This window comes from Mesorhizobium sp. WSM3868 (genome assembly GCF_002294785.1).
In the GTDB taxonomy this organism is placed as follows: Bacteria; Pseudomonadota; Alphaproteobacteria; order Rhizobiales; family Rhizobiaceae; genus Mesorhizobium.
The window spans coordinates 299,212-325,455 of the sequence record NZ_NSGB01000003.1; the positions used below are offsets into that span (position 1 = coordinate 299,212).

27 protein-coding genes are annotated in these 26,244 nt (G+C 64.5%); 12 read left to right on the top strand and 15 right to left on the bottom strand.

Features of this window, described 5'->3' with window-relative positions; all coding sequences use genetic code 11:
* Window positions 1–37 precede the first annotated feature (37 nt).
* Complete coding sequence (locus CK221_RS07595; RefSeq protein WP_095777369.1) at window positions 38–1,519, top strand: aspartate aminotransferase family protein; 1,482 nt, start codon at window positions 38–40, stop codon at window positions 1,517–1,519.
* Between the two features lie 19 nt (window positions 1,520–1,538).
* Here CK221_RS07595 and CK221_RS07600 read toward each other — a convergent pair whose 3' ends face one another.
* Window positions 1,539–3,551, bottom strand: coding sequence for a BTAD domain-containing putative transcriptional regulator (locus CK221_RS07600; RefSeq protein WP_095777284.1), 2,013 nt, complete (start codon window positions 3,549–3,551; stop codon window positions 1,539–1,541).
* Window positions 3,552–3,711: 160 nt separating this feature from the next.
* On the opposite strand from CK221_RS07600, the gene CK221_RS07605 reads away from it, so the two are divergent.
* Window positions 3,712–3,948 carry a hypothetical protein gene (locus tag CK221_RS07605; RefSeq protein ID WP_040996927.1) on the top strand — a complete coding sequence of 79 codons (237 nt, stop codon included), beginning with the start codon at window positions 3,712–3,714 and terminating at the stop codon, window positions 3,946–3,948.
* Between the two features lie 21 nt (window positions 3,949–3,969).
* On the opposite strand, the gene CK221_RS07610 is transcribed toward CK221_RS07605, so the two are convergent.
* From CK221_RS07610 to CK221_RS07620, 3 genes are all read right to left on the bottom strand, one after another.
* Window positions 3,970–4,338: a YciI family protein gene (locus CK221_RS07610; RefSeq protein ID WP_066994274.1), complete on the bottom strand. Its 369-nt coding sequence runs from the start codon at window positions 4,336–4,338 to the stop codon at window positions 3,970–3,972.
* Window positions 4,339–4,544: 206 nt separating this feature from the next.
* Window positions 4,545–5,954: an ATP-binding protein gene (locus CK221_RS07615; protein ID WP_095777285.1), complete on the bottom strand. Its 1,410-nt coding sequence runs from the start codon at window positions 5,952–5,954 to the stop codon at window positions 4,545–4,547.
* Entirely contained in the window at window positions 5,951–6,667 is a 717-nt protein-coding gene (locus CK221_RS07620; RefSeq protein ID WP_066994281.1) for a response regulator transcription factor, read from the bottom strand. The genes CK221_RS07615 and CK221_RS07620 overlap by 4 nt, the downstream gene beginning before the upstream one ends.
* Window positions 6,668–6,905: 238 nt before the next feature.
* Here CK221_RS07620 and CK221_RS07625 point away from each other — a divergent pair, with 238 nt between their 5' ends.
* The 4 genes from CK221_RS07625 (at window position 6,906) to clpS (ending at window position 8,393) form a co-directional block, all read left to right on the top strand.
* Complete coding sequence (locus CK221_RS07625; protein WP_066994286.1) at window positions 6,906–7,208, top strand: hypothetical protein; 303 nt, start codon at window positions 6,906–6,908, stop codon at window positions 7,206–7,208.
* Window positions 7,209–7,248: 40 nt separating this feature from the next.
* Window positions 7,249–7,497: a hypothetical protein gene (locus CK221_RS07630; RefSeq protein WP_066994288.1), complete on the top strand. Its 249-nt coding sequence runs from the start codon at window positions 7,249–7,251 to the stop codon at window positions 7,495–7,497.
* A gap of 144 nt (window positions 7,498–7,641) precedes the next feature.
* Complete coding sequence (locus CK221_RS07635) at window positions 7,642–7,983, top strand: hypothetical protein (RefSeq protein ID WP_245430586.1); 342 nt, start codon at window positions 7,642–7,644, stop codon at window positions 7,981–7,983.
* 104 nt (window positions 7,984–8,087) lie between these two features.
* On the top strand, window positions 8,088–8,393 hold the full coding sequence (gene clpS, locus CK221_RS07640; RefSeq protein ID WP_095777286.1) for an ATP-dependent Clp protease adapter ClpS: 306 nt from the start codon (window positions 8,088–8,090) through the stop codon (window positions 8,391–8,393).
* A 153-nt stretch (window positions 8,394–8,546) separates the two neighbouring features.
* Here the strand turns inward: clpS and CK221_RS07645 are convergent, their stop codons facing one another.
* Genes CK221_RS07645 through CK221_RS07660 form a run of 4 tightly spaced genes read right to left on the bottom strand, consistent with a single transcriptional unit; the run spans window position 8,547 to window position 15,414 of the window.
* A complete protein-coding gene (locus CK221_RS07645; protein WP_095777287.1) occupies window positions 8,547–10,634 on the bottom strand; it encodes a hypothetical protein in 2,088 nt (695 codons plus the stop codon).
* A gap of 3 nt (window positions 10,635–10,637) precedes the next feature.
* The gene (locus tag CK221_RS07650; protein ID WP_095777288.1) at window positions 10,638–13,454 is read right to left on the bottom strand and encodes a DUF4159 domain-containing protein; all 2,817 of its coding nucleotides are present in this window, start codon (window positions 13,452–13,454) and stop codon (window positions 10,638–10,640) included.
* Complete coding sequence (locus CK221_RS07655; RefSeq protein WP_095777289.1) at window positions 13,451–14,410, bottom strand: DUF58 domain-containing protein; 960 nt, start codon at window positions 14,408–14,410, stop codon at window positions 13,451–13,453. Before CK221_RS07655 ends, CK221_RS07650 begins: the two co-directional genes overlap by 4 nt.
* On the bottom strand, window positions 14,410–15,414 hold the full coding sequence (locus tag CK221_RS07660) for a MoxR family ATPase (RefSeq protein ID WP_066994299.1): 1,005 nt from the start codon (window positions 15,412–15,414) through the stop codon (window positions 14,410–14,412). Before CK221_RS07660 ends, CK221_RS07655 begins: the two co-directional genes overlap by 1 nt.
* Before the next feature lie 153 nt (window positions 15,415–15,567).
* On the opposite strand from CK221_RS07660, the gene CK221_RS07665 reads away from it, so the two are divergent.
* From CK221_RS07665 to CK221_RS07675, 3 genes are read left to right on the top strand one after another with little or no spacing between them, the layout of a single operon-like run.
* Window positions 15,568–16,197: a DUF1285 domain-containing protein gene (locus tag CK221_RS07665; RefSeq protein WP_095777290.1), complete on the top strand. Its 630-nt coding sequence runs from the start codon at window positions 15,568–15,570 to the stop codon at window positions 16,195–16,197.
* Window positions 16,197–16,829: a CoA pyrophosphatase gene (locus CK221_RS07670; protein WP_066994302.1), complete on the top strand. Its 633-nt coding sequence runs from the start codon at window positions 16,197–16,199 to the stop codon at window positions 16,827–16,829. The genes CK221_RS07665 and CK221_RS07670 overlap by 1 nt, the downstream gene beginning before the upstream one ends.
* Entirely contained in the window at window positions 16,826–18,094 is a 1,269-nt protein-coding gene (locus CK221_RS07675; RefSeq protein ID WP_095777291.1) for a CCA tRNA nucleotidyltransferase, read from the top strand. The genes CK221_RS07670 and CK221_RS07675 overlap by 4 nt, the downstream gene beginning before the upstream one ends.
* A gap of 24 nt (window positions 18,095–18,118) precedes the next feature.
* Here CK221_RS07675 and CK221_RS30720 read toward each other — a convergent pair whose 3' ends face one another.
* The 5 genes from CK221_RS30720 to hemF form a co-directional block, all read right to left on the bottom strand.
* Window positions 18,119–19,099 (bottom strand): S8/S53 family peptidase, encoded by a 981-nt coding sequence (locus tag CK221_RS30720; protein WP_095777292.1) that lies wholly within the window; start codon window positions 19,097–19,099, stop codon window positions 18,119–18,121.
* A gap of 88 nt (window positions 19,100–19,187) precedes the next feature.
* Window positions 19,188–19,766: a hypothetical protein gene (locus tag CK221_RS07685; RefSeq protein WP_066994307.1), complete on the bottom strand. Its 579-nt coding sequence runs from the start codon at window positions 19,764–19,766 to the stop codon at window positions 19,188–19,190.
* 267 nt (window positions 19,767–20,033) lie between these two features.
* Window positions 20,034–20,219 carry a DUF1059 domain-containing protein gene (locus CK221_RS07690; RefSeq protein WP_066994310.1) on the bottom strand — a complete coding sequence of 62 codons (186 nt, stop codon included), beginning with the start codon at window positions 20,217–20,219 and terminating at the stop codon, window positions 20,034–20,036.
* Window positions 20,220–20,523: 304 nt separating this feature from the next.
* Window positions 20,524–20,784 (bottom strand): DUF1344 domain-containing protein, encoded by a 261-nt coding sequence (locus CK221_RS07695; protein WP_066994313.1) that lies wholly within the window; start codon window positions 20,782–20,784, stop codon window positions 20,524–20,526.
* A gap of 242 nt (window positions 20,785–21,026) precedes the next feature.
* On the bottom strand, window positions 21,027–21,941 hold the full coding sequence (gene hemF, locus CK221_RS07700; RefSeq protein WP_095777370.1) for an oxygen-dependent coproporphyrinogen oxidase: 915 nt from the start codon (window positions 21,939–21,941) through the stop codon (window positions 21,027–21,029).
* A 118-nt stretch (window positions 21,942–22,059) separates the two neighbouring features.
* Here hemF and CK221_RS07705 point away from each other — a divergent pair, with 118 nt between their 5' ends.
* Window positions 22,060–22,317, top strand: a complete 258-nt coding sequence (locus CK221_RS07705) for a hypothetical protein (RefSeq protein WP_066994316.1) — start codon at window positions 22,060–22,062, stop codon at window positions 22,315–22,317.
* A 7-nt stretch (window positions 22,318–22,324) separates the two neighbouring features.
* Here CK221_RS07705 and soxR read toward each other — a convergent pair whose 3' ends face one another.
* Together soxR and CK221_RS07715 are read right to left on the bottom strand one after the other, a co-directional pair.
* Window positions 22,325–22,768: a redox-sensitive transcriptional activator SoxR gene (gene soxR / locus CK221_RS07710; protein ID WP_095777293.1), complete on the bottom strand. Its 444-nt coding sequence runs from the start codon at window positions 22,766–22,768 to the stop codon at window positions 22,325–22,327.
* Window positions 22,769–22,916: 148 nt separating this feature from the next.
* On the bottom strand, window positions 22,917–23,375 hold the full coding sequence (locus CK221_RS07715) for a tRNA (cytidine(34)-2'-O)-methyltransferase (protein WP_066994322.1): 459 nt from the start codon (window positions 23,373–23,375) through the stop codon (window positions 22,917–22,919).
* A gap of 482 nt (window positions 23,376–23,857) precedes the next feature.
* On the opposite strand from CK221_RS07715, the gene CK221_RS07720 reads away from it, so the two are divergent.
* Entirely contained in the window at window positions 23,858–24,253 is a 396-nt protein-coding gene (locus CK221_RS07720) for a hypothetical protein (protein ID WP_082980461.1), read from the top strand.
* Window positions 24,254–24,278: 25 nt separating this feature from the next.
* Window positions 24,279–26,159 (top strand): ABC transporter ATP-binding protein, encoded by a 1,881-nt coding sequence (locus CK221_RS07725; RefSeq protein ID WP_066994328.1) that lies wholly within the window; start codon window positions 24,279–24,281, stop codon window positions 26,157–26,159.
* Window positions 26,160–26,244: the final 85 nt, after the last annotated feature.

The following is a 26,244-nucleotide window of genomic DNA, read 5'->3' on the forward strand; positions in this document are numbered from 1 at the left end:
GCGCGACGATCCAGGAATGATGGCGGGGGAGCAGCGAATGGACACTTTGCAGGAAGCAGCGGTGATGGATGAGACGCTCGACCCGCCAGACTGGGCCGAGATGCAGGCCCTGTCGCATCGGATCGTCGAGGATGCCGTCGCTTATCTCAAGGATGTCCGGGACCGTCCGGTGTGGCGCCAAATGCCGGTCGAGGTTCGCGCCTTCTTTTCGGCGCCGCTGCCGCGCTCGCCGGCACCGATAGTCGAGGTCTATGGCGATGTCGCCCGCAACGTCATGGCCTATCCGATGGGCAACATCCATCCGCGCTTCTGGTCTTGGTATATGGGGTCAAGCAATTTCACGGGCGCGCTGGGCGATTTCCTGGCGGCGATCCAGGGCTCGAACCTCGGCGGTGGCAATCACGCCGCCGGGCTGATGGACAGCCAAGTGGTCGACTGGTGCAAGGAGATGGTGGGCTTCCCGGCTTCGGCCAGCGGCACGCTTGTCAGCGGCGGCTCGATGGCCAACCTCATCGGTTTGACCGTGGCGCGCAATGCCAAAGCAGGCGTCGACGTGCGCGAAAGGGGTGTCGGGGCGATCCCAAAACCGTTGCGCTTCTATGCCTCGGACCAGGTCCATTCCTGCCACCGCAAGGCCATGGAAGCGCTCGGCCTCGGCAACCGGGCGCTGCGGCGGGTCGCGACCGACGCCGATCTGCGCATCGATGTCGATGCGCTCAAGACCGCCATCGCGGATGACCGCGCGGCAGGTTTCAAGCCGGCTTGCATCATCGGCACCGCAGGAACCGTCAACACGGGCGCGATCGACGACTTGCGGGCGCTGGCCGTGTTGGCGGCAGAGGAAGACCTCTGGTTTCATGTCGATGGCTGCATCGGCGCCCTGATCGCCATCGCGCCTGAAAACAGATCGCTCGTTGCCGGCATCGAACGCGCCCATTCCATCGCGCTCGACCCGCACAAATGGCTGCACGCGCCCTTCGAAGCGGGCTGTGCGCTGGTTCGCGACGCCGTCGCCCACCGCAACGCCTTCGCCGTCACGCCGGAATATCTGGAATCGACGCCGCGCGGCCTCGCCTCGGGGCAATGGCTGCACGACTATGGCCTGCAGACATCGCGCGGTTTTCGCGCGCTCAAGATCTGGATGTCGCTCAAGGAGCATGGCATCGAGAAATTCGGGCGGCTGATCGACCAGAACATCGCCCAGGCCGGCTATCTGACCGAGCTGATCCGGGCCGAGCCGGCGCTCGAGCTGACGGCGCCGACCACCATCAACATCGTCTGCTTCCGCCATCGCCTGGACGGCGCCTCCGAGGAACAGCTCAAGGCGTTCAACACCGAAATCATGCTCCGGGTGCAGGAAGAAGGCATTGCAGCCGTCTCCGACACCACGGTGCACGGGCAGCATTGCCTGCGGGTCGCGATCACCAATCACCGAACGCGGCGCGACGACCTCGATCTCCTGCTGCGTGAGACGCTTCGCATCGGAGCGGAAATCAGGGCCGCGGCGCTACCAGACTGACGAGATTGCGCAAGATATGTCATTCCGGCAGGCCGGCCAGCCGTAGCGCTTCGACATATTTGGCGAAATATTCTGGCCTGATCTGCCCCACCCGGTGCTTGAGGTTGGAAAGCTTCAGTTGCGGGTCGAGCTCCAGTGAGCGCGCGATGTGCCTGCTCGCGGCATCCCGCCTGCCGGCCATGGCGTTGCTGGCGGCCGCCACACGCAGGCCGGTGAGATAATAGGGCTGCGCGCGCGACGCCGCCTCGGCGAGCGGCCAGGCGGCGTCGTAGCGGCCGGCCACGAAGTGAGCGAAGGCAGTGAAGGTCTGCATGAAGAAGGTCAGCGGATCGAGCGGGCTCAGCCGCCTTGCCCGCGACATGTGCTCGATTGCGATGTCCGGGTCGTCATGGCAGGCCTTGAGGCAGCCGCTGGCGCTCCAGGCGGCTGCGCAGTTCGGGTTGAGCACGAGCGCGCGGTCGGCCAGTGCCGATCCGGCCTCGTAGTCGCCGGTGACATAACCCAGCGCCAGGCCGCTGAAAGCCAGCGCCACCGCATCGTCCTTGCCGGCGATAGCCACGTCGCCGACGAGCCTGGATACCTCGGCTGTTTCCTTCTGCCGGTCGGTCATCCAGCCATTCGCCATGCGCCAGAAATAGCACCAGGCGGCAGCGCCTTCCGCGGCGGCAAAATCGGGGTCGAGCTGGATGGCCCTGTAGAACTGTGGCAACGCCTCCTCCAGCCCTTCTCTCGTCCAGCGGTAAAGGCTCGCCATGCCGCGCAGATAGTGGTCATAAGCGTCGAGGCTCTCGGTGGGCTTGCGCTTGGCCCGCGCCATCTCGGCCTGTTCGAGTCTGGGTGAAATTGCGCCGATGACACTGGAGGCAACGAGGTCCTGCAGTTCGAACACCTCCGAGACATCGCCTTCGAAGCGGTCGGCCCAGAGATTTACTCCCGCCGACGCCTCGATAAGCTGACCTGCCACCCGAAGCCGGCTGCCGGCCTTGCGGACACTGCCCTCCAGCACATAGCGCACCCCGAGCTCGCGTGCCACGCGGGTGACGTCGACCGCCTGGCCCTTGTAGGCGAAGGCGGAATTCCGCGCGATCACGAACAGCCAGCTGACATGCGACAGCGCCGTCGTGATCTCCTCGACAACGCCGTCAGTGAAATATTCCTGCTCGGCGTCGCCGCTCATGTTCTGGAACGGCAGGACCGCGATCGACGGCTTTTCCGGCACCGAAACGACAGGGCGAGGCGCCTTCGCTTCCAGGCGGGAAAGTTCGGCCTCGGGCTGGCCATAGTCGGCTATCGAACCCTTCAGCTCCATTGGCGCCTCGATGCGTTCGATCAGCGCCCGCGTCGCTTCCTCAGGCTCGACACCGAGCTCGCGCTTGAGCGCTTCCTTACAGGCCAGGAACTGACGAAAGGCGTCGTTGGTCCGGCCGTGGCGGCGGAAGACGCGGATCAGGGCGCGGTGGGCCTGCTCGGCGCATGGGTCGGACGTCACTAGCCGCTCAGCCAGTCTTTCGCAGGCCTGCTCCTCGCGTTCACCGAGTTCCGGCAGGAGGCTCAGCCGTTCGGCCAGGTCCAACGCCTTGCGGGTGTAGTTCGCCCGAAGCGGCGCAAGCCATTCGTCGATTTCGCCGGGGGATGGCAGTCCGTCCAGCAGGTCGCCCCGGTACAGGTCGGCAGCTGCCGCGAGGCTCGCGCCGTCATCGGCCTGGCAGTTCCGGTCGAAAATCCAGATGTCGGCCTCGTTGTCATTCGCCACCAGCCAGATGGTGTCGGCATTGCCTTCGATGCGAATGGCCTCGTTGCCGGTGGACGGAAACAGCCGCCTGATGTCGACCAGGGCCTGGCGCAGGCTGTTTCGCGCCTGCTGCTCGCCGCTGCCGGTCCACAGCATCGCCGCCACCTTCTCGCGGCGAAGCCCTTTCGGGCCGGCCAGAACCAGCGCGGCAAAGAGCAGCGACGTCTTGCGCGTCGCGAAGTGCAGAGGTTGCCCGCCTGCGGAGACAGCCTCGATGCCGCCAAGCAATCGAATGTGCATCCGGGGCCCCGTGAAACAGCGTTAAGCAGAATACCATGTCCCGCCGCCGACTTAACGACGATTTTGCGGGGTTTTTCCTGCGGTTTCACGCCTGGACGAACGTTGCCAAAGCGCGCCGATGAGACACTGCCCTCGTGAGTTCGAACGAGGGAGAATGACAATGACCTACATCAATATCAGAACCTGCCAGCCGAGCACCCGAGTTGCCGGCACGCTCGCCGCCAAGATCGCGTTAATCTTCGCCGGGTTCCAGCGCCGGTATCAGGACGCCATGCAGCGCAGGGCTTTGGCCGGTCTGTCCATTTCGGAGCTGAAGGATTTCGGCTATCCGGCCGATGAAGCCCCCGCGGATGCTGCGGCGCGCAGCCGCACCGCCGGGCGCCGCCCGCTGCGGTGAATCCGTCGCTTCTCCCGGAATTCAGGCCAGCGGCGCGCCCGGCAGATAAAGCGCAATCGGCCGGATCTCGTAGACGGCGGTGGGATTGACGCGCCTGAGATCGCGCGCCACCGCTATCGCCTCGTCCTGGTTGGCGCAATCCAGCACATAGAGGCCCAGCAACTGCTCCTTGGTCTCGGCAAAGGGGCCGTCGATCACCATGCCGTCGCCCGGACCGCGCAGCGTGACGGCTTTCGCCGTCTCGCCCAGCCTTGCCGCCGGGCCCAGCTTGCCGGCGCGGGTCAGCCTGTCGTTGATCTCGAGCAGGTCTTTCATGACGGCTGCATCCTCGTCGGGCGTCCAGGACTGGACGGTCTCTTCGACGTGATAGGCAAGGATTGCGTAGAACATGGTTCGGTTCCTCGTGCGGGGATCCGAAAATCAGAATCGATTTTTGCGTCGCTGACCTTCGGTTCGGTAAGGGTCATGCACCAAATTGAAGTGCTACAGCATCCCGCGTCCTGGAGTACGCACGGCGCTTTAGGGCGGGCTGCACTATCACAAGGATGGCGCGGTTGATCCAGTCCTCTGGAGCAGCCGGGAAAGCGCTTGCTGACTCAAGCTGCCAGCGGCAGGCGCAGCTCCGTCAGCAGGCCGCCGCCGGGATGGTTGGAAAGGCTGATCTCGCCGCCGGCGCCGCGGGCGATGTTGCGGGCGATGGTCAGGCCGAGGCCGAGCCCGCCGGTCTCGCGGTTGCGCGACTGTTCGAGGCGCACGAAGGAACCGAACACCTGATCCAGCTTTGCCTGCGGAATGCCCGGCCCTTCATCGCGGATGCTGAGCGTGATTGTGTCGCCAGAGCGCTGCACGCCGATATGCGCCTTCTTGCCATAGGTGACGGCGTTCTGGACTAGATTGGTGATGCAGCGGCGCAGCGCCACCGGCCGCGCGATGCAGACCAGGCCGCGCGAAGGCGTGGCGTCCTCGTCGAACGAAGCGTCCTCGAACATGTCGGCGACCGCCTCCACCAGCGACCAGAAGTCGATCCGCTCGGCCTTTTCCTCGGTGACCTCGAATTTGGCGAAGTCGATCACCGAGCTCGCGATGCTCTCGATGTCGGCAAGGTCATGCGCCAGCGCTTCACGGGCCGGCGATTTGCGCAGCAGCTCGAGACGCAATCGCATCCTGGTCAGCGGCGTGCGCAGATCATGCGCCAGTGCCGCCGCCAAGTGCTCGCGGTCTTCGACATAGTCGCGCAGGCGCATCTGCATGGCGTTGACTGCCTTTGCCGCGGCGCGGATCTCGCGGCTGCCGGTCTCGGCGATGGGCGGGCTTTTGAGGTCTTTGCCGATGCGGTTCACCGCGGTCTCCATCATGCGATAGGGTGCGGTCAGCCGGCGCAGCGACCAGATCGACATCACGATGATCAGTCCCGCTATCAGCGAATAGAGCGGCAGGCTGTCCCAACTCAGGATCGGCCCAGCCGGCGTGATCGGCTCGGTGAAGTTCAGCCACTGGCCGTCGGAAAAGCGCAGCGATGCCGTCAGCTTGTCGCTCTGGGCGAAATCCGCGGCCAGCACCAGCAGATCGCGCTCGACCTGGCCGACATCCTTGTTCATCACCTGACCGTCCGGGACATCGGCTTCCTGCGTTGCCGGATCGCGCCGCACACGCGCGTCGGTGATGCCGAACTTGGACAGGCGGCCGACCAGGATGTCCTCCAGCTCGGCTAGCTGGTCATCGCCGGCGATCGAGGAAGTGACGGCGGGGGTATCCGAAACGGTCAATGCGTAGGTGGCATTGAACAGGCCGGACGCGGTCGTCTTGCGTTCTTCAGGCGTGGCGTCATGCATCAGCTGCACCAGCGAATAGGCGCGGTCGTTCAGCCGGTAGAGATCAACCACATCGTTGGCAGCGGCGCGGTCGCGCGCCACGATATAAAGCGTCGCGATCTGGCTGATCATCAGGCCGGCAATGACGATGAGCAGAACCCAGACAGGCAGGGTTTGCGGCAGCAAGCGTCTCATTCGGAGGTCGTTTCGGGCAGAAACTGATAGCCACCGCTGCGAACAGTCAAGATCAGTTTCGGCGTCTTGGGATCGTCCTCCATCTTGCGGCGCAGGCGGCTGACCAGGATGTCGACGCTGCGATCGAAGCTGTAACCGGTGTCGCCGCCGGACAACTCGATGAGCTGCTCGCGGGTGAGAACGCGTTGCGCGCTCTTGACGAAGGTCTGCAGCAGGTTGAACTCCGCCATCGTCAGTTCCACCCGCACGTCGTCGGGCGCCGTCAGCCGGCGGCGCGAGCAATCCATGGTCCAGCCGGCAAAGCGGTAGATCTGCTTGGCTGTGGGCCGGCGCGGCTCGGCCGTGCCGTTGCGCCTCAGCACCGCTCGGATGCGGGCGAGCAATTCGCGCGGATCGAAGGGTTTCGGCACATAGTCATCAGCCCCCATCTCGAGCCCGACGACGCGATCCGTCGTCTCGGTCACCGCGGTCAGCATGATGATCGGTGTCGTGTGATTGGCGCGGATCTCGCGGCACAGTTCCAGCCCGCTTTTACCGGGAAGCATCACATCGAGCACGATCAGGTCGACCTGCGCCCGGCGCAGGATCGACTCCATCTCGGTGCCGTCGGCGGCCACTGTCGTGCGCAGCCCCCGCTTCTGGAAAAATTCCTGAAGCAGGTCGCGTATGCCCTTGTCGTCATCGACGATCAGTATGTGCGAGTCGGATTTCACGAGAACCCCGCGATTTGCTGTAGCCAAGCCGCCCTTCGGTGAGCACCCACACGATAGAATTCGGGCCATATCTTGGCCAGTGGCGGCCACGTGGGACGGAATGACTTCCCCAGAAACAATTCAGAAACAAAATTCTACAGTCGGGAAAAACTCGTGAAAAATTTCAAGGGCATAACTGGTGCCGTGGCGGTCAGGTCATCGGCTGCGACGCAAGTTTCCGGAGTAACGGGCAAGACCGATGCAGAGGTTCTGGATCAGCGTGATGGGTGCTTTGCTTAGCATGTCGCTCATCACAGCCGCAGTCGGGGCCTCCAACGCAAAGGTAACGCCGCTGACCCGGACCGAGCGCTGCACCAATCTCAACCGTCAAGTTGACGAAGCCCTCGAAACCCATGCCGCGGCAACGCAGGTCACCGCGGCGAAGGCGCTTCAAAGAAAGGGAAACCGGTTCTGCGCTGCCAAGAAACAGGCGCAGGGCATCCGGATGCTCGCAAACGCTTTGAAGCTGCTTGGAGTGACACCGATCGACCCGGTTCAGTGACGCTCAACTCCTCGACCCGCATGAAAAAGGAAATGAAGCCATGACAAAGTCCCTCCTCTCCGCCCTCGGCCTCGCTGTTGCTCTCGCTTTCTCGATGCCGGCTGTCAGCAACGCCGCCGCCACGACGACCGCCGCTCCGGCCGCCTCGACCACGACCACGGCTCCGGCCGCTGACGCTACGGCGAAGACCGCTCCGAAGAAGGTCGCCGCCAAGAAGGCCTGCAAGGTGACCAAGACCCACAAGTGCCCGGTCAAGAAGGCCCCGAAGAAGGACGCGAAGAAGTCCTAATCCCGGCTTCGATCCTGATCTTTCAAGACCGCTCCGGCCGAAACCGGCCGGGGCGGCTTCCGGCGGCCAGATCCTGACACCGGCAGCCTGCGCCCCGCCACTTCCTTAACCCGATCGCAATGCCGGTGCCGTAGGACAATCCGCATGAAGAAGCGGCTTTCGTCCATGATGCGCTCGCTGGCTCTCGGCGGCTTGGTTGCCACCGCGGCAGCAAGAGCGCTGATCATCTTGACAGCCAGCCCAGTGCCGGATCCCGCCAGCGGCAGGACCGAGCCGGAACTTTTCGCGCCGGCCATCTCATCGAGCTTCGACTACATCACGCCGGCACAGAGCTGGATCCTGATCGTGCTGACGGGCGCAACGCTGATCGGCTTCGCCGCCTGGATGATTGGCGCGTTCATGGAGCGCGGTTCCAACATGGACGACGGTGCGTCGCACGATCGGTCGGCAGGGGCGTTGAAGCGCAAACAACGCTATCCCACATAAGCTTCATCGTCCCTCGATTCTCCGCCCTCCAGCGGACAAATGGGCAAATGCTTCCCTGACTGAGGGAGTGCAAGCCAGACCCAGTTTCCAACTGGTGAATTCCAATGTCTGAGACCGTCCTCAAACCGCGTACCAAGACGCAGCCGAAGACCGAGCGGCCGAAGCTCTACAAGGTCATCCTGGTCAATGACGACTTCACGCCGCGGGAGTTCGTGGTGACGGTGCTTAAAGGCGAGTTCAAGCTCAGCGAGGATCAGGCGCATCGCGTGATGATCACTGCGCATACGCGCGGCGTCTGCGTGGTCGCCGTCTTCACGCGCGACGTTGCCGAGACCAAGGCCGCGCGAGCAACCGACGCCGGCAAGGCCAAGGGCTATCCGCTGCTGTTCACGACCGAGCCGGAAGAGTAGGGCGGCTCTGCCTCGCCCGTGTACTGAGAGGGAAAGCGAGGCCGCGGCCGAGCAGGGTGAGGGTGGGACCAAGCCGCCATATTCGATTGGTGGACGACGCCCCTCATCGGCGCTTCGGGCACCTTTCCCCGGAAGGGGGAGACGGAAAAGGCTCTACCTTCCTTCTCGATACCACATGGAGCCGATGGCCAGGAGCAGCAAGCCGAGGCCGAGGAAGCCGCCGAACAGCGGCACGCGCGAGACGGCCTTCAGCGTGCTGTCGTCGGTGGTGCGCAGCCCGATCCAATCGTTCCCCGATGCCGCCCCCGAGGAGCGGACCGGTACGATCGAAGGCAATGCCACACCGCCGGCAAGATCGCCAAGCATGGAGGATGGCGCGAGCCGGCGCACGCTGCCGCCGGTCGCCTCGGCCGGCGCCTTCAGCCTGTCCTCGGTGGAAACGACATCGGCGAATTCAGGCGCATTGATCGGGCCGACATGGGCAAGCGCGGAGAGGTCGCCGTTGCCGACCTGATAGAGGCCGATCTCGCTGGTCTGCAGGCTGCCCGTGAAAATCCCTGGTTCGGCTTTTTCCAGCTTGACGGTCATCGTCTTGCCGGAAGGCGTGATCACCTGAGCGGGGCCGGGATCGTCGCTCATCGTCTGGCGGCGGATTTCCAGCACCATGCCGCGGCCGTCGGCGGTCAGCCGCTCTTCTTCAAGTTCGGGTTCCTTCATCAGCCAATGGGCGATGCGCCGATAGAGCTGGACATGCGGCCCGCCGCCTTCGAAGCCGCGCGCCCACAGCCAGCCCTGATCGGAAAGCAGCATGCCGACCCGGCCTTCGCCCTTGCGGTCGAGCACAAGCAGGGGGCGGTCGTCGGCCCCTTTCATCACCACCGCGCCCTCGGGATTCTTGACGCCGATGGTGCGGAACCAGCGGCTCCAGCGGGGCGGATCGGCGGCGGAGCCGTCGAGCCCGCGCGTGACCGGGTGGCGCTGGCCGAGATCGGTGAGACGCGGATAGAAGGCCTTATCGACGACCTCGCCGCTCGGCATCGCGGGCAGGGCCGACATCAGCGGCGTTCGGGCGATGGAGCTTTCGCCGGCATATTCGGGGCCGGCGGCAATCAGCAGCGCGCCACCCTTTTCGACATATTCGGAGATGTAGTCGTAATACAGGATCGGCAGCACGTCGCGGTGCTGATAGCGATCGAAGATGATCAGATCGAAATCCTTGATTTTCTCGACGAACAGCTCGCGCGTCGGGAAGGCGATCAGCGACAGCTCGTTGATCGGGGTGCCGTCCTGCTTTTCCGGCGGTCGCAGAATGGTGAAGTGGACGAGGTCGACCGAAGCGTCGGATTTCAACAGGTTGCGCCAGGTGCGCTCGCCGGCATGCGGCTCGCCGGAGACCAGAAGCACGCGCAGATGATCGCGAATGCCGTCGACCAGCGCGATGGCGCGGTTGTTGGTGTCGGTCAACTCGCCCGGCTCGTGGTCGATCGAAAGCTGGACGATGTTGCGGCCCGCGTTGGGAATGGTGACTTCAAACTTCATCGGCTGACCGATGGTCGCATGCTCGACAGAGACCTGCTCGCCATTGACCGAGACCCGCACGTCGACCGGGCCGCCCTGACCTTCCGTGGAAAGCACCCGATAGCTCATGTCGAGCGGCTTGCCGACGAGGCCAAAGCGCGGCGCGTTCTCGAAGCGGATGCGGCGGTCCTTCTCGTGCTCGTTGCCCGTGATCAGCGCATGGAGCGGCGCGTTGAATTCCGGAGCGCCGGCCGGCGCGTCATGCACCTCGCCATCGGTGATCATGATGGCGCCGCCGATGCGCGAGGGCGGCACATCGCGGAAAGCGCTTTCCAGCGCGCCGAACAGCCTGGTTTCCGTGCGCTCATCGGCGGCCTCGGATTTGCCGGCCTCGACGACGCGGACGTCGAATTGCTTGAAGCGGCCGAGGCGCTGCTGAAGGCCCGTCAGCGCTTCGTCGGTCTGCTTGGTGCGGTCGCCGATGTCCTGGCTCTGGCTGCGATCGACGATGACCGCGACGACGCTCTTCAATGCCTCGCGTTCCTCGTCGAGGAAAACGGGATTGAGCAGTGCCGCGCCCAGCGCAAGCAGGGCGATGAAGCGCAGGACAGAGCCGCGCTGACGGAACCACAGGCCGGCCAGCGCGAGCAGCGCGAGCGGCACGATGACGACCCAGAACAGCGGCCAGGAAACGAGCGGCTCGAAGGAGATCGACCAGTTCATGAACTACTGTCCCAGCCGTTCGAGCAGGACGGGCACATGCACCTGGTCGGATTTGTAGTTGCCGGTCAGCATGTACATCATGATGTTGACGCCGGCGCGCAGCGCGTAGACGCGCTGCATCGGATCCGGCGGCACGGTCGGCAGCATCGGATCGCCGTTCTCGTCGACCGCCCAGGCGCCGGCGAAATCATTACCGGTGATCATGATCGGGGAGACGCCGTCGCCGGTGCGCACGGGACGGTTCTCGGTGTTGCTGGCATCGAGCGAGGCTTCGACCCAGAGCGGACTGCCGTTGAAGCGGCCGGGAAACTCGGGAAGGATGAAGAAGGACTTCGTCAGCACATGGTCCGAGGGCACCGGCTCCAGCGGCGGCACGTTCAGATTGCCGAGAATATCGCGCAGCCGCTCGGTGGCCGGGCTTGCCGAGCCGGCGCCGATGCCGTTGGAGAACTGGTCGCGCGTGTCGAAGAGAACCGTGCCGCCCTGCTGCATATAGGCGTCGATGCGGGCGATCGCGGCTTCGCTGGGCATCGGCGCGGTAGCGTCGATTGGCCAGTAGATCAGCGGATAGAAGGTCAGTTCATCCTTGGAGATGTCGACACCCGCCGGCGGGCCGGGTTCCAGCGCGGTCTTCTCGATGAGGAAGCGGGTGAGGCCCTCAAGGCCGGCGCGGCTGATTGAATCGACGCCGGGCTCGCCGGTGATGACATAGGCGATGCGAGTTTTCGAAATGTCCTCGATGGCCTGGGCATCGCCCGGCTTCGAATCATCGGCGCGGGCAAAGTCGGCGTGGCCGAAGAGCCCGCCGAACACGATCAGCAGGGCAGCGGCGGTCGCCGCGGCGCGGCGCGGCCGGCGCGAGAACAGCCCACCCATCCAGAACACGGCAAGCGTGTCGAGCACCATCAGCAAGAGGGCCAATGTGACCAGCGGGCCTTTCAGGTTCTCCGATTCGTCGAAGGCGTAAGGGATGGCCGTCACCGGCAGCGAGACCTGTGGCCGAGCAAGCGGCGTGAATGTGCTCGAGGCGTTGAGCAGGTTGTGCGCGAAAACGCCGGTTTCCGAACCGTAGAGGCCGGGGGGGTTTTCCAGTGTCACCGGAAGCGGGCCGGCGGCGGGCACGAGCGGCCGCGCATCGGGCGTCGGCGGCACCAGCGCGCCGTCGGCGCCGATCATGCGATAGGGCGCCAGCGAGGCGGCGGCGGCCTCGGCATTGGCGACCGCGGCGCCCTGGTTGCGCGACAGTTGCACGATGCGCCTCAGCATTTCGACAAAGCTGCCGGAGATCGGCAGGTTCGACCAGGTCGCCTCCGGTGTCACGTGGAAGAGCACCAGCGTTCCCTTGTCCTTCTTCATGCCCGTGACCAGCGGCGTGCCGTCGGCAAGCGTCGCCCAGGTGCGCTCGACGATGTCGGGCGTCGGCTCGGCCAGCACCTGCCGGCTGACCGTCACCTCCGTCGGCGGCGCGAGGTCGGCGAACGGGCCGTTCTTCGGGAATTCGGTGACCGGTTGCGGCGTCGTCCACGAAAGCGCGCCGCCCAGCGCGCGCTCGCCGCTGCGCAGCCGGACCGGCAAGAGATCATCGTCGTTGCCGGCGGCAGCCAGCCTTGAACCGGCAAAACGCACCAGCGTGCCGCCATTGTTCACCCAGTCGACCAGCCGTTGCCGGACCTGCGCAGGGATGGTGCCGACATCGGCCATGATGATCATCGCCGGCTTCTGGTCGAGAAGCTGCGGAATGGCATCGGCCAGATCGGCGCTCGACGGCTCCACCAGATCGGCGAAAGGCTGCAGGGCGCGGCGAATGTAATAGAGCGGCGACAGCAGCGGCTGCGCCTGGTCTGCCTCGGCCTGCGAAAGCAGACCGACGCGGCGGCGCTTGGAGCTCTCGTCCAGCACGCGAACGGCACCGGCCTGGTGCTCGCCATCGAGAGCTATCGAGGCGAAGTCGTTGCGCAATTCGAACGGCACCTTCATCGTTCCGGTGGCGGTGGCCTGACCCGGCGCGAAGGTCAGAGCCGCGTCGGCGATGCGGCGGCCCTTGTCGTCGAAGGCGCCCGCGGTGACCTGCGCCGGCGCCGGATCGCCCGGCGCGCGGATGGCGGTGAGCGTGAAGCCGTCGACCTGATTGTCGGCGCCGGTCAGGCCGGTGAGCGAGAGCCGGTCCGAGGTAGCCCAGACCAGCCTCGCGGCATTCCTTTCCAGGAGCGTCTTGAACGCCGCTTCGTCGCCGGTGGCGGCAAGGCCATCGGCAAGCACGGCGACGCTGGCGCCGGGCAGGCGCTCCAAAGTGGCTGCGACGCGGGCATAGACGGCGGGGCGGTCGGTCGGGATCGGGCGCGGCTTTGCCGCGCGCAGCCGGTCGAGTGCGGCCGATGCATCGAAGGGGCCGATCTCGGCATTCGGCTTCTCGGCGGTAAAGGCGATGACGACCGGCACGCCGTTCGAGCCGGCGTCGGCAATCAGCCGCTCGGCGGTGGCGACGCGCTTGCCCCAGTCGGCGGCGCTTGCCCAGTCATTGTCGATGACCAGCGCGAGCGCCGAGCCCTCCGCCGGCAGCTTTTCGCGCGGATTGAAGATCGGCTCGGCGAGCGCGGTGACGACAAGGGCGGCCATCAGCAAGCGAAGCAATGTCAGCCACCAGGGGCTTTGATGCGGCGTCTCCTCGCGCCTCAGGACGCGGGCGAGGATTCTCAGCGGCGGAAAGACCTCGGTCCGCGGCCTGGGCGGCGTCAGCCTCAGCAGGTACCAGATCACCGGCAGGGCCAGCAGACCCCACAGCACCATCGGCGCGCCGAAGGAAAGCGGCAGCCAACTCATGCGACCGCCTTTCCGGCGTCGCCGCCTGCGGTCAGCCCGGCATGACCCGAGGTCAGTCCCGGACGGCTGCTGTCGGCGGTCATCGCCATGTGGACGCGCACGAGCGCCTCGGAGGCGAGGCGGTCGGTATGATTGACGGTAAAGCTCCAGCCGAGGCGCTTGCACCAGCCGGCGAGTTCCTGGCGGCGAGCGATATAGAGCAGGCGGTATTCGTCTTTAAGCGTTTCGGCGCGGCCGGCGGTCAGCTTGTCGCCGGTCTCGGGATCGGTGAATTCGGTGCGGCCGGCATAGGGGAAGGTTTCCTCGGCCGGGTCGGCGACCTCGATCAGATGCGCGCGCACGCCGTGACGGGCGAGCACGTCGAGCCAGGCCATGGTCTCCTCGACCGGATCGAGAAAGTCGCTGACGATGACGATGTCGCAGAAGCGGCGGATGGTGGAGAGATCGGGCTTGGCCGCCAGGTTGCCGGCATGGCTGAGCTGGGCTGCGATGCGTTCGGCGCCGTTGCGGGCGGTGAACGGGTCGGTGAGGCCCGGCCAGGCGATGCGCTCGCCGCTGCGCGACAGGAGCTCGGCCAACGCAAGCGCCAGCACCAGCGCGCGCGATTCCTTGGAAACGCCGGCTCCCGAGGATTTGTAGAGCATCGACGGGGAAGGATCCGACCAGAGCCAGACGGTATGGGCCGCCTCCCACTCGCGGTCGCGCACATAGGTGTGGTCGTCGCGGGCCGAGCGGCGCCAGTCGATGCGTGAGGCATCGCCTTCGACATAGGGGCGGAACTGCCAGAAATTCTCGCCGATGCCGCGCTTGCGGCGGCCATGCCAGCCGGCGATCACCGTGTTGACGATGCGGCGCGCCTCGACCAGCAGATCCGGCACCAGAGAGGCCCGCAACCGGCCACGGGCGAGCGCGTCGCGCGTCGCAACCGGTGCCTGGACCTCGCCTATTCGACCCATCAGATGCCTTTTGCCAGTTTCGCCACCACGTCGCGCACGGATGTGCCTTCGGCGCGGGCGGCGAAGGTCAGCGCCATGCGATGCTGCAGCACCGGTTCGGCGAGGGCACGGATGTCGTCGACCGACGGCGCCAGCCTGCCATCATATAGAGCGCGTGCTCGGGCGCACAGGGTCAGCGCCTGGCTGGCGCGCGGACCAGGGCCCCAGGCGACATGCTTGTCGGTGTCGGCAATCCCCTGACCGGGACGAGCCGAGCGCACCAGCTTGAGGATCGCTTCGACGACGCTTTCGGGCACCGGCATGCGGCGGATCAGCGTCTGAATTTCCTTCAGCCTGGCTGGCTGCAGCACATTGTCGGCCTTGGCCTCCTCGACGCCAGTGGTTTCGAGCAGGATGCGGCGTTCGGCCTCGATCTCCGGATAGAGGATGTCGACCTGCATCAGGAAACGATCGAGCTGCGCTTCCGGCAGCGGATAGGTGCCTTCCTGCTCCAGCGGGTTCTGCGTCGCCAGCACGTGGAAGGGCGACGGCAGGTCGTGGCGAGCGCCGGCAATGGTGACGTGATATTCCTGCATCGCCTGCAGCAGCGCAGACTGGGTGCGCGGCGAGGCACGGTTGATCTCGTCGGCCATCAAAAGCTGCGAAAAGATAGGCCCGCGGAGGAAGCGGAAGGATCGTTTGCCAAGCTCATCCTGCTCCATGACTTCGGAGCCGAGGATGTCGGACGGCATCAGGTCGGGCGTGAACTGGATGCGGCGGGAATCGAGGCCGAGCACGATGCCCAGTGTCTCGACCAGCTTGGTCTTGGCGAGGCCTGGCACGCCGACGAGGAGCGCATGCCCGCCGGCAAGCAGCGCAACCAGCGTGCGCTCGACAACGGCTTCCTGGCCGAAGATCACGCGGCCTACGGCGTCGCGGACCTTGGAGATGTCGGACAGCGCCTTCTCGGCCTGCTCGATCATCGCCTTGTCGCTCAACGGGCTTTCCTTGATCATCACGCTCATGCCGTTCGATCCTTGTGGTTGGAAATACCGGCTTGCATTCTCGATTCGCAGAATGCCGCGATTCGGCCTCGCCCGGCGCCTGCGATTGAACTTAAATCACAGGCTTGGGCTGACAAGGCTGACAATCCGGACAACAGTGACTATTTCGTGACCATGACGCATCGCACAGAATCCGGTGAAAAGGGCCTGACCAGCGCCACCGAGGCGCGCGGGCTGGAGGCGCTGATCTCGCGCGCGGCGCGCGCCGGCAAGGGGCCGGCTCCGGTGGAGCGCTGGAATCCGGACTTCTGCGGCGACCTCGATATGGAGATCAGGGCCGACGGCACTTGGTTCTACCTCGGCACGCCGATCGGGCGCATGCCGCTGGTGCAGCTTTTTTCCAGCGTGTTGCGCAAGGACGCCGACGGCAAGACCTACCTGGTGACGCCGGTGGAGCGCGTCCGCATCCGCGTCGCCGACGCGCCCTTCATCGCCGTCGAGATGAACGTGTCCGGGACCGGCGACGGCCAGGTCATCACGTTCCGCACCAATGTCGGGGACGTGGTTACCGCCGGGCCCGGCCATCCGCTGCGCTTCGTCGACGAGGACACCACCGGCGGGCTCAAGCCCTATGTGCTGGTGCGCGGGCGGCTGGAAGCCTTGGTGGCGCGGCCGGTGATGTACGAATTGGTCGAGCATGGAGAAGTGATCGACGTCGGCGGCAGGGCAATGTTCGCCGTCCGCTCCGGCGGCGAAGTCTATCCGATCATGCCGGCCGAAAAGCTCGAGCGGCTAAGCGCGTGATGGACCAGGTGGCTCCGGTGCCGTTCTCGATCGCGGATTTTCGCGCCCGCGCAGCGGCGCAGGCCGAGGTGCAATCCGGCGACGAGTTCGGCGACCACCGCTTCAATCCAGGGCATCCCAGGCTGAAGCATATAAAACCGCTGCGCGACGCCGCGGTGCTGATCCCGGTCGTGGATCACGCCGACGGCGCCACGGTGCTGCTCACCAAGCGGGCCGAGAAGCTGCGCAGCCATTCCGGCCAGGTCGCCTTTCCCGGCGGCACCATCGATCCGACCGATCCCAGTCCTGAGGCCACAGCGCTGCGGGAGACATTCGAGGAGATCGGCCTCGACCGCGATCACATCGAAATTGTCGGCCGCATGCCCGACTATGTCTCCGGCAGCGGCTACCGCATCGTGCCGGTGCTTTCGGTGGTGCGGCCCGGCTTTTCGCTGATGCTCAACGCCGACGAGGTCGACGCCGCCTTCGAGGTGCCGCTGCGCTTCCTGATGGACCCTGTCAACCACGCGCGCGACAGCCGCATGTGGAACGACCTCGAATGGTTCTTCTACGAGATGCCCTATGGCGGCCAGCGGATCTGGGGCGTCACCGCCGGTATCATCCGCACACTCTATGAAAGGCTCTATGCGTGAGCGCTGAGGTGTCTCTCTCGGGCAGGGCCGATTGGCTGGGCGAAAAGCATCTGCAGAAGCTGCTTGCCGCGCTGAAGGAGGGCGGCGAGGAGGCGCGGGTGGCCGGTGGAGCGGTGCGCAATGCGCTGATCGGCCAGCCGGTCGCCGACATTGACATTGCCACCACGACGGTGCCCGAGGACACGATCCACCGCGCCCAGGCCGCCGGCTTCAAGACCGTGCCGACAGGGATCGAGCACGGCACCGTCACGGCAATCGCCGGCGGCAAGGCCTATGAGGTCACGACGCTCAGGGCCGACATCGAGACCGACGGTCGGCGGGCGAAAGTCATCTTCGGGCGCGACTGGAAAGCCGACGCCGCGCGGCGCGACTTCACCATCAATGCGCTTTATGCCGAAGCCGACGGCGCCATCGTCGACCTTGTCGGCGGCGTCGCCGATATCGAGGCGCGGCGGCTGCGCTTCATCGGCGATCCGGAAGCGCGCATCCGCGAGGATTATCTGCGTATCCTGCGCTTCTTCCGCTTCTTCGCCTGGTATGGCGATGGCCGGCCCGACGCCGAGGGCTTGAAGGCCTGCGCCAGGCTGAAGGACGGGCTCGGCAGGCTTTCGGCCGAACGCGTGTGGTCCGAACTGAAGAAGCTGATTTCGGCGCCCGACCCCTCGCGCGCCCTGCTGTGGATGCGTCAGGCCGGCGTCCTCACCGCCGTGCTGCCGGAGAGCGAGAAATGGGGCATCGACGCCATCCACGGGCTGGTCAGGACCGAAAAGGATCTCGGCTGGGATGCCGATCCGCTGCTCAGGCTGGAGGCCGTCGTTCCGCCGGATGCCGCGCGCATGAAGACGCTTGCCGAAAGGCTCAGATTTTCAACCGCCGAGGGGGAGCGCCTGCGACACTGGGCACTGACGGTTCCGCCTGAACCCAAGACGACCGAGACGGAATTGTCGAAGAAGCTCTATTTCGGCGACCGCGAAGGCTTCGTCGATCGCCTGCGGCTCGCGCTCGCCGCCGCGCGGACACGGGCCATCGAGGACGATCGGGCGATGATGGAAGCCGGCAGTTTCTCGCGCCTGCTCGGCTTCGCCTTGAAATGGCAAAAGCCGAGCTTTCCGATAAAGGGGGCCGACCTGACCGAACTCGGCGCCGCGCCCGGCCCGAAGCTTGGCGCCACGCTGAAGAATCTCGAAAGGGAATGGGTGGATTCAGCATTCGCCATGGATCGCGGCGCGCTGCTCAAACGCGCCGCGCAGGCACTCGAGGCTTAGATGAGTCCTACATCGTGGCGCCGCTCAGCGTATCGCGACCGGGGCCAGGGCGCGCGAAAGGCTTGCCTCGCCCTTGCCGTAGACTGAGGGGTTGTAGTTGACCAGCGTGTCGGTGCGAGCCGTGTTGAGCAGGTCGTTGGTGATCTGAACCGGGGTCGCCTTGGTGAATTTGCTGCCGATGATTGCGGCATATCCGGAGACGATAGGCGCGGCGAACGACGTGCCGTAAAGGCCGGTCTTGTCGCCTTCGACGCCGACCACCAGGAAATGGCTCTGCACGGTCGGGTCGGAGCCGGCGTAATTGGAATACCAGGCAAGCTGAGCCTTGTTTGACGCCGTGCCGTTTGTGGACAGCGCGCCAACAAAGATCGCCGTCGGTTTGCCGATCAGAGCGAGATCGAGATAATCCTGCTGTCCGCTGGTGACGCCGCCGACCGCAACCGAATCGTTGCCAGCCGCTTTCGAGACGATGGCCGATCCCTTGCTGGCGTAGGAGATGATCGATTGCTCCTCCGGGGCCCAGCGGATCTGGTTCACGCGGTAACCCGCGTTCGCGTACATGCCGTAGCTGAGGTTGAGGACGTTGCGGCCACTTGCCAGCGGGACGGCCGAACCCGTCGAGAAGTCCTTGGAGCGGATGGTCGCCGCAGGAGCGATCATGCTTGCTTCCTCGCGCGTCCACTCTCCGTGCCGCTGATATTGCGTGCCGAGGCCGAAATTGCCGGAGAAGCGCGATGAGCTGCTGAAGTCGTCGATGATGGTGATGGTGACGCCCTTGCCCTTGTAGCCAGCCGCCCACGCGGCGCCGACATCGGGGCTCATCCAGCTCAGCACCGCTTGTGTCGTGCGCGCAACCGGTATCTTTGCGCTTACGCATATGGACCCGCCGCCGTGGCACAGCGCGGCCGCCTGGTCCGCGTCGAGAGCTTCCTGCGCCGACGCGATGGATGCCGGCAGAATGGTCAGTGCCGCGGCAATGCCGAGCTTCCAGAAATTACCAGACATGGTCTTACTCCCGGTCAAAGCAGGAACGAGGACGGACGCTCGCGAAGTTCGGGAGCAGGAAGATTTCTCATGCGCGGCATCCCGGCGATCAGAAAGTAACACGGTAGTTGAGCCACAGGCGCAGCCTTTCGGGGGTAGCGTTAACCAGATATTTCAGCGTGTCCTCAGGCGCCGTCTCCCCGGCCGCAAGCCGGCAGTTGACGCTGTAGGTGCCCAGATCCCCATAGTCGGCCACGCAGGGCTTTTCGCTCAGGTTGCCGCCGAAGGTCGAGGTAACGGAAAGGGAGAGAGTGCTGTTGAGGCTCGGATGGGTCTGGGTGAGAAAACCGAGCTTGAGGCTCGGCGCGATGCGGTACTTCTCGGCTTGTTCCCCGGTTCCCACTCCCCACAGAAAGCCGCTGTCTTCGGTAAGTTGCGTGATGAAGTCGACGTGCATGTCGACCCAATCGCTGTGGTACCAACGATTGAACGAGACCCAGCTCCCGTCCTGCAGCTCATAGCCGCCATTGCCGAGAGCTCTGGCGCGGTCGCTGAGCCATGACCCCTGGTGGATGTTCACGAGGGACGTGGTCATTTCCTGGGCCATCGACGGCGAGGCGCCAACGACTAGGCACAGCAACAGTGCGGCTGCGCCGAAACCGTCTCGTTTGTTGGATCTTTCGCGCATGCGCGAAGCACCTCGCCCCACCGGATCCAGACGCGCCTTGTGGCGGACGGCTCCTCGAGCAGCCGCGGTCGCCGGATCATGCGCGACGATCGCATGGAGACCGTTACCGCGGGGTTATCCAAGCCGGTACGAATATAAGTTTTTGCTTGAATTCGGCGAAGCCAGGCCGTTGCCAGCGATCAGACGCAAACGAAGCGAGATGCGCCGGATGCTGCATCCAACTCGCCGGCTTTGCCAATGGTCGTCCGAAAACGGTGACCCGATGCCTCAGGCCGCGTCGCGGACCTTTTGGATGCGCGAGCGGATCGCCTCGATCATGGTCTCGCGGATGGTGGTTTCGCCATGGGTTTCACGCATGTGCTCGACGGCGCGGCGCATGACCTCGGCTTCCTCCTCGGCGCGCGTGTGCCAATCGCAGCCCGGGACGAGTGTCCCGCATTGGAACTCCTTCATGGTTTTTCCTTTCCTAGGTCCGGAGCCCTGATTCCGCTCCTTGTTGTCATGCAATTCCGCATGGAAGCCGCATCGCATTTTCCTGAAATTGCCCCGGTGGAAAACCATAACACATGTCGCCGGCTTCGGTTGCATTGGAGCCGGTGGCGAATTGTTTTTTCACGGTCTCCGCGCGAAATCAAAGGCGGAGCATTGCTGCTCCGCCCGTTGCCACCTGGTTTCCGTCAAACGATGAACCGCTCTGTCTTTTTGTTTTGACGCAATTCCGGCGGAACCGCTTCAACTGTTCTGCAATTGGAGGCCGTCACTTCATGATCTTGACAGCCTCGGCAATCTTGTTCTTGCCGCTCATATCCCAGGAAACGCGAACCTTCTCGCCCGGCTTGATGCCCGGATCCTTGAAGGCCTTGGACAGCGTGAAGGTCGATCCGTTGTCCAGAACAAGGCTCATGGCCGTTCCATCAAAGCTCTTCACTGTTCCCGTGGTGTGCTTGACCGCGGCGAACGCGGCGCCACCGGAGGCGAGAAAGGCGGCGGTTGCCGCCGTCACAATAAGCTTGCGCATAGGATCTTCTCCTGGGATGCGGGCACCATTGGGAAGGCACTCCGCTCGATCAGGGCCGTCCGGACGCGTCGGGTCGCGGCTCGTAGCAGTGACGAGCCGCCGGCGCTTCCCGACCCGGCACGTTAAATAGATCAATTTTTTCAAAAGGATATTAGACGAAAAAGAAATCGCCCCTGCCACATTGCCGGTCAAAATTCGGCGAATGAGACAGCAATGCGGCTGGCCTTCCGCTCACCGGATTTTTACGGCCACTTTACCTCGGGCGGCAGGCTGGAGAGGATCGAGGCGACATTGCCGCCGGTTTTCAGGCCGAAGATGGTGCCGCGATCGTGAAGCAAGTTGAATTCGACGTAACGGCCGCGCCGGACGAGCTGTTCCTCGCGGTCGCCGTCGGTCCAGTTCTGGTTGAAATTGCCACGCACCAGATGGGAATAGACGACGAGGAAAGAGCGGCCGACATCCTGGACGAAATTGAAATCGGCGTCCCAGCCGCCCTTGCCCTCATCGGAATGCAGCCAGTCGAAAAAGATGCCGCCGACTCCGCGCGCCTCGTTGCGATGCGGCAGGAAGAAGTACTCGTCGCACCACGCCTTGAATTTCGGATAGTCGGCCACCCCGGCGTTCTTCTCGCAGGCGAACTGCATGGCGCGGTGGAAGGCGATCGTGTCGGGATCGTCCTGGGTACGGCGGCGGTCGAGCACCGGCGTCAGGTCGGCGCCGCCGCCAAACCAGTGGCGGGTGGTCACGACCATGCGTGTGTTCATATGCACGGCCGGAACGTTGGGGTTCCAGGGGTGCGCGATCAGCGAAACGCCGCTCGCCCAGAAGCGCGGATCCTCGTCGGCGCCCGGGATCTGCTTGCGGAATTCGGGAGAGAATTCGCCGTGGACGGTCGAGGTATGCACGCCGACCTTCTCGAAGACGCGGCCGCGCATCATCGACATGGTGCCGCCGCCACCTTTGCCGCCGTCGCGCTCCCACGGCGTCTGATCGAAATGCCCGGGCGACCATGCCGATTGCGGTCCAGTGAGTTCCTGCTCGATCTGCTCGAAGGCGGCGCAGATGCGCTCGCGCAGCGCTTCGAACCAGAGGCGGGCCTTCATCTTCTTCTGCTCGATGTCGTCAGGCAAGCCCACCGCAATGTCGGGTCGTTCCAATTCCGTCTCCAGTCCAGGCTGCTTGCCCGACAAATGACTCGTTTTTTCTGCGCGCGATCCCTAATCTCTTAAGGGCAAGGGTCAAGTCCTGTCTGACCAAGGTGCAAGGAGTTTGCTCGTGCGCACCCCGGCAAGACCGCCGCTGGATGGCTTGAAGAAGAGGCTGGAGCGCTCACGGGCCGAGCGCGAAAGAGAGCCGCGCGACGGATTTTTGCGCGAGACTTTCGTGCTGCCGCGGCCGGCCGCGCGCCTCAAAGCCAAGGAATGGTTCGAGCGCTTTCCCAAGCAGGCCTATTGGACCGAGATCGAAAGCTGGTTCGAGCGCCCGGGCGACGTCATCGAATTCACCATGCGACGGCTGCCGGCGGCGGATTGAAAAATCCTCAGGGCACCAGTAGCCGTCTCGCTCCAGTTCCCTCTCTGGCCAGTCGGTCCTCCTTGTTCCGAAGCGGGCATTTGTCGATCGACATGCAACCGCAGCCGATGCAGTCGGTCAGGCCGTCGCGCAGCTTCTTCAATTGGGCGATCTTATGATCGAGGCCGTCGCGCCAAGCCGTTGAAAGCAGATTCCAATCCTCGCGCGTGGGCGTGCGGCCCTCGGGCAGGGAGTGGAATGCGGCGGCGATTTCGGCGAGCGAGATGCCGACCTCCTGGGCGACGCGGATGATCGCCACCCGTCGCAGCACGTCGCGGCCGTAGCGCCGTTGGTTGCCCGCGGTGCGATGGCTGCGGATCAGCCCGCGCCCTTCGTAAAAATGGAGCGCCGAGACCGCGACGCCACTGCGCATCGCCACCTGACCGACCGTCAATTCCTTCACCGGAGCCATCTCGCACTTTCCGCTTGACCTCAAGTTAGGTTGAGCTTGTAGCGAGGAAAGCCTGACAAGGCAAATTGAGGAGAAGGCGATGTGCGCCTGGGTGAGACTGACGCCGCAAGTGGGAGGCGTTCGCGACGACGAGCAGGGCTTGAGCAGCCTATCCGAGCTGGCGGAGCGCTTCGCCCGCGACCATCGCGACGGACAGCGCGACATTGATGCTGCGGGCGCCCGGCCGCATCGGAATGGTCAGTCGCGCGTCCGCCGCCTGATGAACCTCTTCCGGCACGCCAGCGGATTCGCGGCCGAACAGAAGGACGTCGCCGGCGGCGAAAGCAAACTGCGTGTAGGCGGTCTCGGCCTTGGTCGTGAGCAGCACAAGACGGCGCGCGTTCGTTCGGCGCCATTCCTCGAAGGCGTGCCAGTCGGCATGGCGGGTAAGCGCCGCCATTTCGAGATAGTCCATGCCGGCGCGTTTCAGCGCCCGATCGGAGAGCGGGAAACCGGCCGGCTCGATGATGTCGACGCCAAGATCAAGGCAGGCGGCGAAGCGCAGGATCGTCCCGGTATTGCCGGCGATATCCGGTTGGTAGAGCCCGATGCGGAGACGGTCGTTCATTTCCGCATCCTTCTAATAAGTGGCAGAACGGCCACAGGCGGCTCCGGCTTTTGGCGATTTCTAGACTGGCGGGTGGCCATTTTCTGCGAAGTCGAGTATACGCCCATCATCGTCAACCCGAACCGAAGGAGAGGGACCACATGATGACCATGCACTTCCAGCCCTTCTCCGGGCAGCTCCTCTTTGGGGCCCACGTATGCCCAACGGCGGTTTCGGTACGACGATTCTTCTGACACTTTAAGACCTCATCGCACCGATTCCCGCCGAACCCAGTTTTCGGCCTTCGAAGGAATCTTGCGATGTTTCTCAAACTGCCAAAGCGGCGCCGCGCCCCGCCTGAACGTGTCGACACCGACGCTGGCCGTCATGTCGGGACTGACGCTTGCCGTCATGTCGGGACTGCGTCGCGTCCCTCCGGCCGAATGCCGGAGGTCGAGCTCGCATCACCCTTTTTAACGCATCTGCACATGGAGGACGGACCGATGTTCGATCCCTTTAAAATACCGGGTTCAAGAAGCTTGCATGAGCGCAAGGTGGCGACCTGGGCGCTGCTGATCGGCGAGACTTACTCGTCGGCGGTGCACGCCGAGACGCGCCGGCGTCCGCATCGCGGCATGCTGCCGGACGTCGACTTCTCGCGCGCGGTGCCCGATCCCGGCCGACCCTCGCTGGTGCGCCGGATCATCCGCATGGTCCGGCCCGGCAAAACCAGCGCTGGCGACAGCTTGTCGTCAGGATCCTCTGGCAAGCCTGTCGGCGAAAAGCCCGCGACACCCTATATTGCGCGAAGCAGGGCCGGCGATACGGACAATTCCGTATCGCCGGCCCGCGGCGCCGTGCGGCCGAACGGCCTTACCAATCAACCCCGCGCCGCGTGAGCGCACAGACCGTCGAGTGCCTCGAATGTTCCGCTGGTTTGAGAAGAGGCTCGATCCGTTTCCCGCCGCGGAGCCGGTCGAGCCGCCGAAGACGCTGGTCGCCTTCTGCGTGCATTACACGCGCGGGGCCTGGCCCTATATCCTCGTCGATGCCGTGCTTGTGGCAGCGATAGCCCTTGCCGAAGCGTGGATGTTCGGTTTCATGGGCCGCATCGTCGACTGGCTGTCGGCGCAGAACCGCGAAACCTTCCTTGAGACGGAGCGCTGGAAACTCGCCGGCATGGCCTTCATCGTGCTGTTCGCGCTGCCGGGCACGGTATGGCTGCATTCGCTGCTCAACCAGCAGACGCTGATGGGCAATTATCCCATGCGCATCCGCTGGCAGGTGCATCGCTACCTGCTCAAGCAGTCGATGGCCTTCTACCAGGACGAGTTTGCCGGCCGTATCGCCACCAAGCTGATGCAGACCGCTCTTGCCGTGCGCGAATGCGTCATCAAACTGATCGATGTCCTAAACTATGTCGTCGTCTACTTCCTCAGCATGCTGTTCATCGTCGGCTCGGCAGACTTGCGACTGGCTGTGCCCTTGGGTGTATGGCTGGTCGGCTATATCGGGCTCTTGCGCTTTTTCATCCCGAAGCTCGGCAAGGTCGGCGAGGAGCAGGCCAATGCGCGCTCGACCATGACCGGCCGCGTCGTCGACAGCTACACCAACATCCAGACGGTGAAGCTGTTTTCGCATGCCCGCCGCGAGGCAACTTTCGCCAGGGAGGGCATGGCGAGCTTCCTCGATACGGTCTACCGCTCGATGCGGCTGGTGACGCAGTTATACGGGATGCTCTACATCCTGAATTCGCTGCTTCTGTTTTCCGTGACGGCGATCTCGCTGTGGCTATGGCTGGGCGAGGCGGTGACGATCGGCGCAGTCGCCGTGGTTATCGGCCTGGTGCTCAGGATGTGGGGCATGTCGCAGTGGATCATGTGGGAGATGTCGAGCCTGTTCGAGAATATCGGCACGGTGCAAGACGGCATCCAGTCGATCTCGCTGCCGCGGCTGGTCGAGGACCGCCCGGGCGCCAGCGACATCGCCGTCAGCCAGGGCGAGATCCGTTTCGAGGAGATCCGCTTCCACTACGGCAAGCAGAAGGGCGTCATCGAGAACCTGTCGCTCACTGTGAAACCCGGCGAGAAGGTCGGCATCGTCGGCCGCTCCGGCGCCGGCAAGTCGACGCTGGTCAACCTTTTGCTGCGTTTTTACGACCTGGAAAGCGGCAGGATCCTCATCGATGGCCAGGAGATCGCCGGGGTAACGCAGGATTCGTTGCGCGCGCAGATCGGCATGGTGACGCAGGACACCTCGCTGCTGCATCGGTCGGTGCGGGAGAATATCCTCTACGGGCGCCCTGACGCCACCGACGAGATGCTGATCGAGGCGGCCCGGCGGGCGGAGGCGCTCGATTTCATCGGCGCGCTTTCGGACCATAACGGTCGCAAGGGATTCGATGCACATGTCGGCGACCGCGGCGTCAAATTGTCCGGCGGTCAGCGGCAGCGCATCGCCATTGCCCGCGTCATGCTGAAGGACGCACCGATCCTCATCCTCGACGAGGCGACGTCGGCGCTCGATTCGGAAGCCGAGGCGGCGATCCAGGAGAACCTCTACAAACTGATGCAAGGCAAGACCGTGATCGCCATCGCGCATCGGCTGTCGACCATCGCTGCGATGGACAGGCTCGTCGTCATGGACAAGGGGCGCATCATCGAGGAAGGCTCGCACGAAGAGCTTGTCACCAAGGGCGGCCTTTATGCCCAGCTCTGGCAGCGCCAGTCGGGTGGGTTCCTCCTCGATGATGCGCAGGCTGAGTCCGATGCCAAAGGGTCTCACTCCGAGATGGCGGCGGAGTAACGCGATCGCGACTGGCATCAAGGTTACGGCAATTGCGGGGAATCGATCCCGGGCGTAACCACGACCTGTCAGAGGCCTGCCGGGG

What these genes read in the sequence shown, in the direction of transcription:
- CK221_RS07655 (WP_095777289.1), bottom strand. Translation starts at nt 14,410, where the DNA reads ATGGGTCGAATAGGCGAGGTCCAGGCACCGGTTGCGACGCGCGACGCG.
- CK221_RS07615 (WP_095777285.1), bottom strand. Translation starts at nt 5,954, where the DNA reads ATGAGACGCTTGCTGCCGCAAACCCTGCCTGTCTGGGTTCTGCTCATC.
- CK221_RS07605 (WP_040996927.1), top strand. Translation starts at nt 3,712, where the DNA reads ATGACCTACATCAATATCAGAACCTGCCAGCCGAGCACCCGAGTTGCC.
- CK221_RS07670 (WP_066994302.1), top strand. Translation starts at nt 16,197, where the DNA reads ATGGACCAGGTGGCTCCGGTGCCGTTCTCGATCGCGGATTTTCGCGCC.
- CK221_RS07645 (WP_095777287.1), bottom strand. Translation starts at nt 10,634, where the DNA reads ATGAACTGGTCGATCTCCTTCGAGCCGCTCGTTTCCTGGCCGCTGTTC.
- CK221_RS07600 (WP_095777284.1), bottom strand. Translation starts at nt 3,551, where the DNA reads ATGCACATTCGATTGCTTGGCGGCATCGAGGCTGTCTCCGCAGGCGGG.
- CK221_RS07660 (WP_066994299.1), bottom strand. Translation starts at nt 15,414, where the DNA reads ATGAGCGTGATGATCAAGGAAAGCCCGTTGAGCGACAAGGCGATGATC.
- CK221_RS07685 (WP_066994307.1), bottom strand. Translation starts at nt 19,766, where the DNA reads ATGCGCGAAAGATCCAACAAACGAGACGGTTTCGGCGCAGCCGCACTG.
- CK221_RS07725 (WP_066994328.1), top strand. Translation starts at nt 24,279, where the DNA reads ATGTTCCGCTGGTTTGAGAAGAGGCTCGATCCGTTTCCCGCCGCGGAG.
- clpS (WP_095777286.1), top strand. Translation starts at nt 8,088, where the DNA reads ATGTCTGAGACCGTCCTCAAACCGCGTACCAAGACGCAGCCGAAGACC.
- CK221_RS07665 (WP_095777290.1), top strand. Translation starts at nt 15,568, where the DNA reads ATGACGCATCGCACAGAATCCGGTGAAAAGGGCCTGACCAGCGCCACC.
- CK221_RS07630 (WP_066994288.1), top strand. Translation starts at nt 7,249, where the DNA reads ATGACAAAGTCCCTCCTCTCCGCCCTCGGCCTCGCTGTTGCTCTCGCT.
- CK221_RS07650 (WP_095777288.1), bottom strand. Translation starts at nt 13,454, where the DNA reads ATGAGTTGGCTGCCGCTTTCCTTCGGCGCGCCGATGGTGCTGTGGGGT.
- CK221_RS07695 (WP_066994313.1), bottom strand. Translation starts at nt 20,784, where the DNA reads ATGCGCAAGCTTATTGTGACGGCGGCAACCGCCGCCTTTCTCGCCTCC.
- soxR (WP_095777293.1), bottom strand. Translation starts at nt 22,768, where the DNA reads ATGGCTCCGGTGAAGGAATTGACGGTCGGTCAGGTGGCGATGCGCAGT.
- CK221_RS07625 (WP_066994286.1), top strand. Translation starts at nt 6,906, where the DNA reads ATGCAGAGGTTCTGGATCAGCGTGATGGGTGCTTTGCTTAGCATGTCG.
- CK221_RS07720 (WP_082980461.1), top strand. Translation starts at nt 23,858, where the DNA reads ATGTTCGATCCCTTTAAAATACCGGGTTCAAGAAGCTTGCATGAGCGC.
- CK221_RS30720 (WP_095777292.1), bottom strand. Translation starts at nt 19,099, where the DNA reads ATGTCTGGTAATTTCTGGAAGCTCGGCATTGCCGCGGCACTGACCATT.
- CK221_RS07595 (WP_095777369.1), top strand. Translation starts at nt 38, where the DNA reads ATGGACACTTTGCAGGAAGCAGCGGTGATGGATGAGACGCTCGACCCG.
- CK221_RS07715 (WP_066994322.1), bottom strand. Translation starts at nt 23,375, where the DNA reads ATGAACGACCGTCTCCGCATCGGGCTCTACCAACCGGATATCGCCGGC.
- CK221_RS07610 (WP_066994274.1), bottom strand. Translation starts at nt 4,338, where the DNA reads ATGTTCTACGCAATCCTTGCCTATCACGTCGAAGAGACCGTCCAGTCC.
- CK221_RS07690 (WP_066994310.1), bottom strand. Translation starts at nt 20,219, where the DNA reads ATGAAGGAGTTCCAATGCGGGACACTCGTCCCGGGCTGCGATTGGCAC.
- CK221_RS07635 (WP_245430586.1), top strand. Translation starts at nt 7,642, where the DNA reads ATGAAGAAGCGGCTTTCGTCCATGATGCGCTCGCTGGCTCTCGGCGGC.